Genomic DNA, 13,438 nt, shown 5'->3' on the forward strand with positions numbered 1-13,438 from the left:
CTCCTGATCCGACCGGTGGCCCGTGCTTGTCGACGGCATACTACGGCGCGCTGCCGCCCGGCCCCCCTGTGGGAGGATCGGTCAGCCCGCAAACGAACGCATGTGTGCACACACGTACACGTACTTCAACGTCGCACCCACGAGGAGCGTGCCCATGACCGCGAATCCGATTGCCGAGACCGTCGCCTCGCTGATGCCCCGCGCTCGGGCGGAGCTGACCGAGCTGGTGGCCTTCCAGTCGGTGGCGGACCCGGCGGTCTTCCCGAGGAGCGAGTGCGAGGGCGCGGCGGACTGGGTGGCCGGGGCGCTGCGTGCCGAGGGCTTCCAGGATGTCGCCCTGCTCGACACCCCCGACGGCTCCCAGTCGGTCTACGGTCTCCTCCCGGGCCCCGAGGGCGCGCCGACCGTACTGCTCTACGCGCACTACGACGTCCAGCCGCCGCTCGACGAGGACGCCTGGCTCTCCCCGCCGTTCGAGCTGACCGAGCGGAACGGACGCTGGTACGGGCGGGGGGCCGCCGACTGCAAGGGCGGCCTCATCATGCATCTCCTCGCGCTGCGCGCCCTGCGGGCGAACGGAGGCGTTCCGGTCTCCGTGAAGGTGATCGCCGAGGGCTCCGAGGAGCAGGGCACGGGTGGACTCGAACGGTATGCCGAGGCCCACCCCGAACTGCTCACGGCCGACGCGGTCGTCATCGGCGACACAGGGAATTTCCGTGTCGGCCTGCCGACCGTCACCGCCACGCTGCGCGGTATGACGATGCTCCGGGTCAGGCTGGACACCCTCGAAGGCAACCTGCACTCCGGTCAGTTCGGCGGCGCGGCGCCCGACGCGCTCGCCGCGCTGATCAGGCTGCTGGACTCGCTGCGCGCCGAGGACGGTTCGACGACGGTCGACGGCCTTGCGGCGGACGCGGCGTGGGACGGACTCCAGTACCCGGAGGACGAGTTCCGCCAGGACGCGAAGGTGCTCGACGGCGTGGAGCTGATCGGCAGCGGCACCGTGGCGGACCGGGTCTGGGCGCGCCCCGCCGTCACCGTGATCGGGATCGACTGCCCGGCCGTCGTGGGCTCGACGCCTTCGGTGCAGTCGAGCGCGCGGGCCCAGGTCAGCCTCCGGGTGCCGCCGGGCACCGACGCGACCCGGGCGACCGAGCTGCTGACCGCCCACCTGACGGCGCACACCCCGTGGGGCGCACGGCTCTCCGTGGAACAGGTGGGCCAGGGCCAGCCGTTCCGCGCCGACATCACCAGCCCGGCGTACACCTCGATGGCCGAGGCGATGCGTGTCGCGTACCCGGGCGAGGAGATGCAGGCGGCCGGCCTGGGCGGCTCGATCCCCCTCTGCAACACACTGGCCACGCTCTACCCGCAGGCGGAGATCCTGCTGATCGGCCTCAGCGAGCCGGAGGCGCAGATCCACGCCGTCAACGAGAGCGTCTCCCCTCAGGAGCTGGAACGGCTCTCCGTCGCCGAGGCGCACTTCCTCGTCAACTACGCGCAGTCGAAGAAGGTGTAGGGCGGGGCGGGCGCGTCAGCCGACCGGCACTCCGGCCTCCAGATTGAGCACGGCCGAGCGTTCCCTGGCGCGCAGCGCCCAGCGCAGCCGCTGATAGCGGTCGGGCGGCAGCAGGTGGGCCGCCTCCTGCTCGCTCACGAACCGCCAGCCGCGCAGTTCGGAGCCGGGAAGCCGCAGCCGCTCCGCCGCCGCGCTGTCGAGCCGTCCGCCGTCGAAGAGGAGCCGCAGGCCCCCGTAGCCCGGGGGCCTCGGCGGCTCCCAGTCGACCACCAGGAGTCTCGGTACGTGGCCGAGCTCTATGCCTATCTCCTCGGCCACCTCGCGGATGCCCGCACGCGCCGGGGCCTCGCCGCTCTCCACCACTCCGCCCGGGAACTCCCAGCCCGGCTTGTACGTCGGGTCGACGAGCAGCACCCTGTCCTGCTCGTCGAAGAGGAGGACACCGGCGGCCAGCGTCTCGGCGGTCGGCTCGGGGGTCTGGACGATGTCGCATGCCCCGGCGGCGCCTGAGCGCAGTGTCTCCGCGATGCGTTCGGCGGTCTCGGCCGGGGTGAGCGCGGTGTTGTCGACGGTGTGGGCGTCGGCGGTGAGCCAGCCGAGCGCCGCCCGGTACGGCTCGATGTGCTCGTAGCACCACTGCCGGGCGCGTTCGCTGCCCTCCGGGTCGCCGGGCAGCTCCACGCGCCCGGCGATCCGTTCGCGCAGGATCGTTTCCTCCGGTGTCAGCAGCACATGGCAGACCGGAATACGGCGCGAGGCGAGTCCGCCGAAGATCTCGTCGCGGTACTCCTGCCTCAGCAGCGTCATCGGCACCACCAGCACCTCGCCGGCATCGGCGAGGAGCGCCGCCGCCGTGTCGGCCACCATGCGGCGCCAGACGGGCAAATCCTGGAAGTCGTTCACCTCGGCGAGTCTCTTCTGCGGCAGCAGGAGACGCAGCGCCCCGCCGAGCAGTCCGGGGTCGTACAAGGCGCTGTCCGGGATCAGATCGACCAGTTCTCGCGCGGCGCTGGTCTTGCCCGCACCGAACGCACCGTTGATCCAGACGATCACGACTCCCCCTTATGCCTAGGCCCCAGTGGCTTGCCCGCAACACCCTGCCACGGAAACCCGGTCGGGCGGCATGGTGCATCGGCGGGGCGATTCGCCGGACGGAGCAGGCCGGCGGAGCACACTCGCGGAGTCTGCGGCGGACGGCGGAAATGCCCAGGGCACGGGGCCCTGGGCATCCTCTGCCGTCAGCAGGTGTTGCCTGTGTGTCAGCGGTTGAAGGAGGATCCGAGCAGAGCGTTCGCCGGGTCCGTGCCGAGCGTGCCGGAGCCGAAGGTCACCGACCCGGTCCCGGTCGTGCCGGCGGAGCTGCCCGGCAGGACCCATACGGAACCCGCGTTGTCGTTCTCGCCGGGCGAGCCGACCACGAGGTCGGCCCGGCCGTCGCCGTCGGCGTCCATCAGGGAAGTAGCCGCGCCGAAGGCGTCCTTGGCCTCCGCGGCACCTTCGACGCCGGGCGTGTCCTGGTTGTACGCAGCGGATCCGGTGCCGGTGGGGCCGGTCGCGCTGCCACGCAGGACGATCACCTGTCCGGCCTTCGCCTTGGTGCCGAGGGCCTCGCCGGGGAGACCGACGGCGATGTCGCCGTACCCGTCACCGTTGGTGTCGCCGACGGAGACCGCCTCGCCGAACCGGTCGCCGACCTCGGACGCTCCGGGGACACCCGCGCTGTCCTGGCTGAAGGCCTTCGCCTTGGTGCCCTGGGGCCCGGACGCACCGCCGGGGATGTACGTGATCATGCCGCCCTTGGCGAGCGGCAGATCGACATCGCTGTCGTCCCCCTCAACCGGACGGCCGACAACGATGTCAGCGTAGCCGTCGTGGTTCACATCGCCCGTGGTGACGTGCTCGCCGCCCTGGACCCGGTTGCCCTTCGCGTCCTCGACGGTCGTCGCGGCAGCGAAGCCGTCCGCGGTGCCGGGCAGGAACCGCACCCGGCGCGCGTCGTACTCGTCACCGTCGTTGACCGTGCCGACCAGGTCGGTGATGCCGTCCCCGGTGATGTCGCCCGCCGCGATGTCCAGGTACCGGGTGTCCTCGGTGTCGCGGACGGCCGACGTGCTCTTCGCCGACCCGTCCCGCCCGAACGGGCCGGAGAACACGCGCAGGTGCTGGTTGCCCGCGACGGTCACCACGTCCTGGCCGCCGTCGCCGTTGAAGTCGCCGACGGCCAGCCTGTCGCCGATGCCTCCGGTGTCGGTGTCACCCTCGGCGAGCACCGCACCGCCCGAAAGACCGGTGGGGCCGCCCCAGACCACGGTGAGCGTCCCGAGCTTGCCGAGGCCCGAGTCCTCCTCACCGGCGCCGACGATGAGGTCCGTGTAGCCGTCGCCGTCGAGGTCGGCGGATGCGAGGGCACTGCCGAAGGCGTCGCCCGACTCGGACGAGTCCGGGATGCCTTCGGTGTTCTGGCTGATGACCTGCTTGGAGGCCCTGTTCACACCGGACTTGGAGCCGTACACCACTCCGACGTATCCGGCGCCCGCCTTGCCACCGACGGTGGCGGACGGCGCGGCGACGGCGGTGTCGGCAAAGCCGTCGCCGTTGAAGTCGGCCTTCTTGGCGGTTCCGGCGGCCGGTGCGGCGTGCACGGTTCCTATGGACGACGGGGGTGCGGCTTGGGCTGCGGGGGCGGCGACAGCGGCGGACACCACTGCTACGGCGATGGCCACACCTGTACCCAGGGCTCGGGAACGCACACGGACTCCGATCATTTCGAGAAGTGATTCACCTCTCCTGACACACGAGAGCCCGCAATGGTTGCACCCGCCAACACTTTGCCGGAACTTTTCGGTCCGCGCGGGACGGCCTGCCCCTGACCTGGCGTCAGGGGTCACGCCGGAGGGGGCCTGGCCCCCTCCGGCGTGATCCCCGTTCGTCAGCGGCTCACTTGGTGGAGCCGAGCGTCAGCCCGGCGATGAAATGCCGTTGCAGCAGCAGGAACACCACGAGCGTGGGCAGCGCCACGATCACCGAGCCTGCGGCCAGCAGGTTGTAGTCCGTGAAGAACTGTCCCCGCAGGTTGTTCAGCGCCGAGGTGATTGGCAGCTTGTCCCCGTCCGACATGAAGACCAGGGCCCACAGGAAGTCGTTGTACATCCAGGTGAACTCAAGGGTGCACAGGGCCGCGATGGCGGGGCGGCAGAGCGGCAGGGTGATCCGCCAGAACTGGGTCCACACCCCCGCGCCGTCGACGATCGCCGCCTCCAGGATCTCCTGCGGCAGCGTCCGCATGAAGTTCGCGAGGACGAAGACGCAGAAGCCGATCTGGAACCCGATCTGGACCAGGATGACGGCCCAGTACGAGTCGAACATCGTCATCGAGTCGGACATCCAGTACGGCAGCGGGATGCGGTTGAACACGACGTACAGCGGAGTGACGATGACCTGTTGCGGCAGCAGGTTGCCCGCCGTGAAGAGCATCAGCAGGACGATGCCGCCGCGGAGTCTGATCCGGGACACGGCGAACGCCACGAACGACGCGAGGAAGAGCGTGACGACGACCCCGGGCACGGCGATGATCAGCGTGTTGACGAAGTACTTCGTCATCCCCGAATCGCTGAAGGCCTGCTTGTAGTAGTGGAAGGAGAGGTGCCTCGGCCAGGAGAAGTATCCGTACTTGGAGGTCTCGTCGTACGGCCTGAGAGAGGCGTAGACCGCCAGGAGCAGGGGCGCGAGGAAGGCGATCGAGACGCCCATCAGGAAGATGTGCAGGCCGATCCGGCCGGGGCGCGTCCTCCGCCGCCCGGCAGTGGGCGCGGACGCCGGGACCGCGGTGGGCGGCGGTGCGGTGTCGACGGTCATCGGTCCTTCTCTCCTCGGATCTCCTGCACCAGATACGTCACGACGAAGCCCATGGAGACGGCCAGCAGCACCACGGCGATGGCCGAGCCGAAGCCGATCCTGCTCGCCTCGCCGATGATGTTGTCGGTGACGAGCACCGAGAGGACTTCCAGGCCGTTGCGGCCGTGGTTGACCGCGTAGACGATGTCGAAGGCGCGCAGCGACTCGATGACGGTGATGACGCCGACGATGACGTTGACCGGCCGCAGGGTCGGGAAGACCACCCGGAAGAAGGTCTGCGCCTCGTTCGCGCCGTCGATGGCCGCCGCCTCCTTGAGCGAGGGGTCCACGGCCTTCAGCCCGGCGAGGTAGAGGATCATCACGTATCCGGTGTGCCGCCAGGCCGCGGCCAGCAGGATCATCCAGATGTTGAGCCTGGGGTCACCGAGCCAGTCGGTGGGGTTCTTGGTGTCTCCGATGACGGCGTTGAGCACGCCCTGGTCGCGGGAGAAGATCAGCTGGGCGATGAAGCCGACGACGGCGAGGGAGAGCACCACCGGCATGTAGAGCGTCGACTGGTAGAAGCGGCTGAAGCGCACGCCGCGGTCGATGAGTACGGCCAGCAGCAGCCCGAACGGCACCGCGACGAGACCGAGGAAGCCCAGCCACAGCAGGTTGTGCCGGACCGCGGGCCAGAAGGGCGGGTAGTTGGTGAAGAGGTTCGCGTAGTTCTGCGTCCCGACCCACTTGATGGATCCGACGCCGTCCCAGCTGGTGAAGGAGAGCACGACGGATGCGAGGGTCGGCCCCCACACGACGGCGATGTCGAGCAGGACGGGTATGCCCAGCAGCAGCCCGAGAACGACGAGGTCGCGCCGGGTGAAACGGCGGCGGCCTCGTCGTGCGGAGCGCCGCGCGGTGTTGAGCGCCACGGTCTGAACTCCAGGGGGCTGATCACTCGGAAGCGAAGATGGTCTTCTTCTGCCGCTCGATGTCGTTGCAGAGTCCGTCGACGTCGTTCGGGGTGGAGATGAACTTCTGGATGGCCGGGATCATCACCGTCGACGCGAAGTCCGGGCGGGTGTCACGGTCCATGAACTGCGAGATCTGCTTCGCCCCGGAGATCAGCTCGGCGGACTTCTTCTGCAGCGCGGTGTACTTCGAGAGGTCGGCCCCGCTGTTGACCGCGATGTTGTTGGGGTCGCCGGCCAGGTAGATGTCCTCGGCCTTCGGCGTGGCCAGCCACTTGAGCAGGTCCCTCGCGCTCTCCATCGACTTCTTGTTCCTGAGCTCCTTGGACTTCTTCGCCAGCAGGAAGCCGTCGATGGGTGCCTCGACGGCGTCCTGGCCGTGCGCCGGGTCGATCTCCGGGAAGGCGAAGAAGTCGATGTCGGACCGCTCGGCGGCGGGGAACTGCTGGCCCGGGTGCGGCATGCCGAGCACCACCATGCCGATCTCGCGCTTCTGGAGGCTCTGGCCCGTCTCCTGCCAGGTGCGCCCGTTGGCGCCGGGCTGGCAGTACGGGAGGAGGCGCCGCCAGGTGTCGAAGACGTCCTTGACCCGCTTGTCGGTCCACGCCTCCTCGCCCGCCATGAGGGACTTGTGGAAGTCGTAGCCGTTGGTCCGCATGTTGATGTAGTCGAAGGTGCCCATCGCGGGCCACCCGTCCTTGTCGCAGAAACCGATGGGGACGAGCTTGTCCTTCTTCATCTGCCTGGCGAGTGCGATGTACTCGTCGAGCGTCTTCGGGGCCTCGTAGCCGTACTTGGTGAAGAGGCTCCTCCGGTGGAAGACCGCCCACGGGTAGTAGTAGTACGGCGTGAAGTACTGCTTGCCGTCCGCTCCCGTCGACTGGGCCTTGAGCGCGGGACTGAAACCCTTGTAGTCCTGCCACAGGTCGCTGATGTCGTACAGCAGGCCCTTCTTGGCGAAGTACTGCATACGGTTCCCCGCGAACCACATGAAGACCTCGTCCGGGTCGCTCTGCAGATAGCGGTTGATGTTCTCCTGGAAGCTGTTGTGGTCAACGGTGTTGACCTTGACCTTGCGGCCGTCCGTGGACTGCTTCCCGTAGGCGTCGAAAGCCGCGGCGAAGGCCTTCTCCGGCACGGCGTCCGAGGAGTTGGATCCCAGCTTGATGGTCTTGGAGTCGCCTCCTGGACCGCTGCTGCACGCGGCCAGGAGCGAAGGGAGCGCGACAGCGCCGGCACCGGCCGCCGCACCACGCAGAACACTTCGGCGGGAAAGACGGGACATCCGATGTCCCGCCACACTTCCAGGCACGACTGAACCGTTGTACGAAGACTGCGCCATGTCCCCCTCCTCCAGGGTGAAACCCAACACAACCGAACGCGAGGATTGGATCTCACTCCCAAGTGACGTGCACGTCAAGGGGTTTGGCGAGAAATCGAACAACCGTTACCCCGCCTCTTCCAACAGACTCGAACACGCCCTACCGTAAACGCTCGACATGACACGTACATGAAGACATCCGATCACGGGCCCGTACGGAGGAACGTCACGACGCGTCACTTTCCCCCCAGCCACTCCCGCCCCACGCCTCGAAGAGTCCTCGGAGCACTGGTCACCGCGCTGCTCTGCGCCGGTGGCCTCGCCTCACCCGCAGCGGCAAACAGCGCACCGGAGGCCGTGACACCGAAGGCCGACAACGGCCTGGCGCTCACACCTCCGATGGGTTTCAACAACTGGAACTCCACGCACTGCGGCGCGGACTTCGACGAGGCGATGGTCGAAGGCATCGCCGACACCTTCGTCAGCAAGGGCCTCAAGGCCGCCGGATACCAGTATGTGAACCTCGACGACTGCTGGGCGCTCCCCCAGCGGGACGCCGCGGGGAAGCTGGTCCCGGATCCGGTGCGCTTCCCGCACGGCATCAAGGCCGTTGCCGACTACGTCCACTCCAAGGGGCTCAAGCTCGGTATCTACACGAGTGCGGGCACCCGGACGTGCGACAGCACCGGACTGCCCGGGGCGCTGGGCCACGAGGTGAGCGACGCACGGCAGTTCGCCGACTGGGGCGTCGACTACCTCAAGTACGACAACTGCAACAACCAGGGTGTGGACGCGGTCAAGCGCTACACGGCCATGCGCGACGCCCTCGCCGCCACCGGGCGCCCCATCGTCTACAGCATCTGCGAGTGGGGCTCCAACAAGCCCTGGGAGTGGGCCGGCTCCGTCGGGAACCTCTGGCGCACGACCGGTGACATCAGTGACAACTGGGGCTCGATGCTGTCGATCATCAAGCAGAACCTGCCGCTCGCCGCAGCAGCGGGGCCGGGGCACTGGAACGACCCCGACATGCTGGAGGTCGGCAACGGCGGGATGACCGGCACCGAGTACCGCACGCACTTCTCGATGTGGTCGGTCATGGCGGCGCCCCTGCTGATCGGCACGGATCTGCGCAAGGCGTCCGACGAGACCTACGGCATCGTGACCAACAAGGAGGTCATCGCCGTCGACCAGGACCCGCTGGGCAAGCAGGGCACCGTGATCTCGTCGGACGGCGGACGCTGGGTGGTCTCGAAGGAGATGAAGGACGGCAGCCGCGCCGTGGCGCTCTTCAACGAGTCGGACAACCCGCAGCACATCTCCACCACGGCGGCCGCGGCCGGTCTGCCAGGCGCAGCCGGGTACACCATGCGGGACCTGTGGCAGCACCGCACGTACAGCACGGCGGGGACCCTGTCGGCCACCGTGCCGGCCCACGGCACGGTGCTGCTGCGCGTGGCGGCGGACCGCGCGTGGGCCCTGCATCCCCCGGCCGCCGAGACCGGGGTCAGCGGGCCGCTGCTGGCCGAGGCGGGCAAGGCCATTCCGGTGACCACCACGGTCACCGATCTCGGCCCGCTCCCGGCGCTGCGGGTGAGCGCCACACTCACCGGACCGGCGGGCTGGACCGTGAAGGCCCTCTCGGGCGCCTCGGCGCCCGCTGTGCCGTCCGGGAAGACGCTGCGCACCTCCTGGCGCCTCACGGCTCCCGCGGGGACGCCTGCGGGCGCCTACGACCTCACGCTGGCGTCGGCGTACCGCTCACCGGCCGGCCGGAGCGTCCGGTCCGGGCAGTCCGTCCCGGTGCACGTCGTCGTGGCACCGCCCGCCGGAAGCCCGTACCTCGGCGACCTGCCGGCGATGTCGTCGGCCAACGGCTGGGGCCCGGTCGAGAAGGACACCAGCAACGGCGAGGACCAGGCGGGTGACGGAAACCCGATCACCATCGGCGGGACCGTGTACGCCAAGGGGCTCGGGGTGCACGCGCCGAGCAGCGTCGAGTACTACACGGGCGGCGCCTGTTCGCGGGTGAGTGCGCAGGTGGGCCTCGACGACGAGAAGAGCACGAAGGGAACGGTCACGTTCGAGATCTGGGCCGACGGCAAGAAGGCCGCGTCGACCGGGGTCCTCACCAACGACATGCCGGCGCAGCCGCTCTCCGCCGATGTCAGTGGCGCGCGGACCGTGCGTCTGGTGGTCATGGACGGCGGGGACGGGAACGACTCCGATCACGCCGACTGGGCCGGGGCGCGGCTCAGCTGCTGACGCCCGCTGCCGCCCCGTCCGGCTCGCCGAGCGAGGCGGCAGCAGCCGCTCCGACCAGGCCCGCGTCATTGCCCATCAGCGCGGGCGCCACCGTCAGCTGCTGCACGAAGGAGAGCGTGGCGTAGTCCCGCAGGGCACGGCGCAGCGGCACGAACAGCACATCGCCCGCGCCCGCCACTCCCCCGCCGATCACCGCGATGTCGATCTCGACCAGGGTCGCGGTCGCGGCGATCCCGGCGGCGAGCGCCTGCGCAGCGCGCTCGAAGGACGCGACAGCGATCCGGTCGCCGGCCCGGGCCGAAGCGGCCACCGCGGCCGCTGTGACGTCTCCGTCCGGGCCGGGGCGCCAGCCGTCGGCCAGTGCCCGGCGCGCTATGTTCGGGCCGCTCGCGATGCGCTCGACGCAGCCGCGCGAACCGCACGGGCAGGGGTCGCCGTCCAGGTCGACACTGATGTGGCCGATGTGCCCGGCGTTGCCGCTGGGGCCGGGGCGCAGCGTGCCGCCCAGCACCAGACCGCCGCCCACACCCGTGGACACGACCATGCACAGCGCGTTGTCGTACCCGCGGGCCGCGCCCAGCCAGTGTTCGGCCGCGGTCATCGCGACACCGTCCCCGACGAGCGTGACGGGGAGGCCGCCCACCGCGCCGCGCACCCGGTCGACGAGCGGGTAGTCGCGCCAGCCGGGCACATTGACCGGGCTGACGGTGCCCGCCGACGCGTCCACCGGCCCGGCGCTGCCGATCCCGACGGCGGTCGCCCGCTCCCACCGGGGGTCGGCCGCGAGCCCGTCGAGCACCTCCCTGACGGCGCCCATCACGGTGTCGCCGTCCTCCTTGGCGGGTGTGGGCGCCTGCGTCCGTACGAGAATCTGCCCCCTGCCGTCCACCAGCGCGCCGGCGATCTTTGTGCCGCCGATGTCCAGCGCGGCTACGAGGTGGTTGTGCATTGCTGTCGGATCTCCAGGTGACAAGGGGTGGTGAGGAGTGTAAGTGGTCAGTCTCCATTCACCTGACAACGTTGTCCAGGCCCTATGCTCGACACGCATCTCCCACAGCACACCAGCCGACGACAGGACAGCGCACCGTGGCACAGACCGCCAGCCACTCCGAGCCCCGCTACGGCAACCGGCCGACGATGAAGGATGTCGCCGCGCGCGCCGGAGTCGGCCTCAAGACAGTGTCGCGGGTGGTGAACGGCGAGGCGGGTGTCACGCCCGACACCGAGCGCCGGGTGCAGGAGGCCATCGAGGCCCTCGGCTTCCGCCGCAACGACAGCGCGCGCGTGCTGCGCAAGGGCCGCACCGCGAGCATCGGGCTGGTCCTCGAAGACCTCGCCGACCCCTTCTACGGCCCGCTGAACCGCGCGGTGGAAGAGGTGGCCCGCGCCCACGGCGCCCTGCTGATCAACGGTTCGAGCGCCGAGGACCCGGAGCGGGAGCAGGAGCTGGTCCTCGCCCTCTGTGCCCGCAGGGTGGACGGGCTGATCGTGATCCCGGCCGGGGACGACCACCGCTATCTGGAGCCGGAGATCGCCGCCGGGGTCGCCACCGTCTTCGTGGACCGCCCCGCCGGGAGGATCGACGCGGACATGGTGTTCTCGGACAACTTCGGCGGCGCCCGCGACGGCGTCGCCCATCTGATCGCGGGGGGTCACCGGAGGATCGGCTTCATCGGTGACCAGCCGCGCATCCACACGGCCACCGAGCGTCTGCGCGGCTACCACGCGGCCATGACCGAGGGCGGCCTCACCGTGGACGAGGCCTGGGTCTCGCTCGGCGTCACGGAGGCCGGACGGGTGCGCGCCGCGGTGGAGACGCTGCTGGACGGGCCCTCGCCGGTCACCGCGATCTTCGCGGGCAACAACCGGGTGACGGTGACGGCCGTACGCGTCCTGGCCGAGCGGGACCAGCGGGTCGCCCTCGTCGGTTTCGACGACATCGAGCTGGCCGACCTGCTGGGGATCACGGTGATCGCCCAGGACGCGGCCGCGCTGGGACGCACGGCGGCCGAGACACTTTTCCGCAGGCTGGACGGCGCGAACGACGCACCCGCGCAGAAGGTGCTGCCCACCCGCCTCATCGCCCGCGGCTCGGGCGAGATCCCGCCCGCGTAGCGAAGTACGCGGTGGTCGTGGCACTGCCCCCGCCGGAATCCGGCGGGGGCAGTGCCACGACCGGCAGGGGCGGGACGGGGTCCCGGCGCGTGCGCGGGTCCGGTCAGGGAGCGGTGATCGTCAGGTCCGCGCGGCGCGGGCCTGCGAAGCTCTCCAGTCCGGCGCGGTCCAGACCGGTGAGCCGGGAGACCTCGGCGTCGTCGAGGGCGCCGCAGTCGAGCCCGCGCAGCAGATATCCGCTGAGGGCCTTCGCGGTCGCCGGCTCGTCCATGACGTCGCCCGCGGCCTTGGCCACGTAGGCAGCGAGCCGGGCAGCGGCGGGCTCCAGGCCCTCCCGGTAGAAGGCGTACACCGCCGCGTAGCGGGTCGGCAGATGAGCGGGGTGCATGTCCCAGCCCTGGTAGTAGGCGCGGGCCAGGGCGCGGCGCGTGAGGCCGTAGTGCAGCCGCCAGGCCTCGTGCACGTGCTCGGTCGTGCCGATCGGCAGGACGTTGGTCGAGCCGTCGGACACCCGTACGCCGGTGCCGGCGGCCGCGACCTGCATGACGGCCTTGGCGTGGTCGGCCGCGGGGTGGTCGCTGGCCTGGTGCGCCGCGCTGACGCCGACGCAGGCGCTGTAGTCGAAGGTCCCGTAGTGCAGCCCGGTGGCCCGGCCCTCCGCGGCTCCGATCATCCGGGCGACGGCCGCTGTGCCGTCCGAGGCGAGGATGGACTGGCTGGTCTCGATCTGGATCTCGAAGCCGATCCGGCCGGCGGGGAGGCTGTGTGTCTTCTCGAAGGCTTCGAGGAGACGCACGAAGGCGGTGACCTGCTCGGGGTAGGTCACCTTGGGAAGGGTCAGGACGAGCCCTTCGGGCAGTCCGCCCGCCTGCATCAGGCCGGTGAGGAAGATGTCGGTGGTGCGGATGCCGCGGTCGCGGACCGCCGCCTCCATGCACTTCATCCGGATGCCCATGTACGGAGCGGCCGTGCCGTTCGCGTACGCCTCGGAGACCAGCCGGGCGGCGCGGGCGGCCGCCTCGTCCTCCTCGGCGTCGGGGCGGGGGCCGTAGCCGTCCTCGAAGTCGACGCGCAGGTCCTCGACGGGCTCGCGCTCCAGCTTCGCCCGCACCCTGTCGTGGACGGCCTCGGCGAGGTCGTCACCGATGCCGAGAACCGCGGCGAAGGAGGCCGCGTCGGGAGCGTGGGTGTCCAGCGAGGCCAGCGCCTGGTCGCCCCAGGAGCGGAGGGTGCCGGCGTCGAACACGTCACCGGGGACGTACACGGTGTGCACGGGCTGACGGGTGCCGGGGTCCCCCGGGTAGCGGCTCGCCAGCTCCTCGTCGACCGCAACCAGGGAAGCGCTGATGTCCTCGCTGACCGCGCCGGCGAGGCTCGTCGCCACCTTCTCCTGCTGACCCATCCCTGCACCCTCCT

General features: G+C 70.2%; 10 protein-coding genes. 3 read left to right on the forward strand and 7 right to left on the reverse strand.

Going from position 1 to position 13,438, the window contains the following annotated elements; translation table 11 throughout:
- Positions 1-154: 154 nt before the first annotated feature.
- Positions 155-1,519: a dipeptidase gene (locus OG917_RS03780; RefSeq protein ID WP_328316077.1), complete on the forward strand. Its 1,365-nt coding sequence runs from the start codon at positions 155-157 to the stop codon at positions 1,517-1,519.
- Between the two features lie 15 nt (positions 1,520-1,534).
- Here OG917_RS03780 and OG917_RS03785 read toward each other — a convergent pair whose 3' ends face one another.
- The 5 genes from OG917_RS03785 to OG917_RS03805 form a co-directional block, all read right to left on the reverse strand.
- Positions 1,535-2,572 (reverse strand): NUDIX hydrolase, encoded by a 1,038-nt coding sequence (locus OG917_RS03785; protein ID WP_328316078.1) that lies wholly within the window; start codon positions 2,570-2,572, stop codon positions 1,535-1,537.
- Between the two features lie 206 nt (positions 2,573-2,778).
- Positions 2,779-4,284 (reverse strand): FG-GAP-like repeat-containing protein, encoded by a 1,506-nt coding sequence (locus OG917_RS03790; protein ID WP_443058907.1) that lies wholly within the window; start codon positions 4,282-4,284, stop codon positions 2,779-2,781.
- A 172-nt stretch (positions 4,285-4,456) separates the two neighbouring features.
- Positions 4,457-5,374 carry a carbohydrate ABC transporter permease gene (locus OG917_RS03795; RefSeq protein WP_328316080.1) on the reverse strand — a complete coding sequence of 306 codons (918 nt, stop codon included), beginning with the start codon at positions 5,372-5,374 and terminating at the stop codon, positions 4,457-4,459.
- Positions 5,371-6,285 carry a carbohydrate ABC transporter permease gene (locus OG917_RS03800; RefSeq protein WP_328316081.1) on the reverse strand — a complete coding sequence of 305 codons (915 nt, stop codon included), beginning with the start codon at positions 6,283-6,285 and terminating at the stop codon, positions 5,371-5,373. The genes OG917_RS03795 and OG917_RS03800 overlap by 4 nt, the downstream gene beginning before the upstream one ends.
- 22 nt (positions 6,286-6,307) lie before the next feature.
- A complete protein-coding gene (locus OG917_RS03805; RefSeq protein WP_328316082.1) occupies positions 6,308-7,609 on the reverse strand; it encodes an ABC transporter substrate-binding protein in 1,302 nt (433 codons plus the stop codon).
- 225 nt (positions 7,610-7,834) lie between these two features.
- Here OG917_RS03805 and OG917_RS03810 point away from each other — a divergent pair, with 225 nt between their 5' ends.
- Positions 7,835-9,907, forward strand: coding sequence for an NPCBM/NEW2 domain-containing protein (locus OG917_RS03810; protein WP_328316083.1), 2,073 nt, complete (start codon positions 7,835-7,837; stop codon positions 9,905-9,907).
- On the opposite strand, the gene OG917_RS03815 is transcribed toward OG917_RS03810, so the two are convergent.
- Positions 9,897-10,856, reverse strand: a complete 960-nt coding sequence (locus tag OG917_RS03815) for an ROK family protein (RefSeq protein ID WP_328316084.1) — start codon at positions 10,854-10,856, stop codon at positions 9,897-9,899. The genes OG917_RS03810 and OG917_RS03815 overlap by 11 nt on opposite strands.
- 188 nt (positions 10,857-11,044) lie before the next feature.
- Between OG917_RS03815 and OG917_RS03820 the strand changes: the two genes are divergently transcribed.
- Positions 11,045-12,022, forward strand: coding sequence for a LacI family DNA-binding transcriptional regulator (locus OG917_RS03820; protein WP_443059057.1), 978 nt, complete (start codon positions 11,045-11,047; stop codon positions 12,020-12,022).
- 103 nt (positions 12,023-12,125) lie between these two features.
- Here OG917_RS03820 and OG917_RS03825 read toward each other — a convergent pair whose 3' ends face one another.
- On the reverse strand, positions 12,126-13,424 hold the full coding sequence (locus OG917_RS03825; protein ID WP_328316086.1) for a DUF6986 family protein: 1,299 nt from the start codon (positions 13,422-13,424) through the stop codon (positions 12,126-12,128).
- Positions 13,425-13,438 lie beyond the last annotated feature (14 nt).

It is taken from the genome of Streptomyces sp. NBC_00388, from assembly GCF_036061255.1.
Classification (GTDB): Bacteria; Actinomycetota; Actinomycetes; order Streptomycetales; family Streptomycetaceae; genus Streptomyces.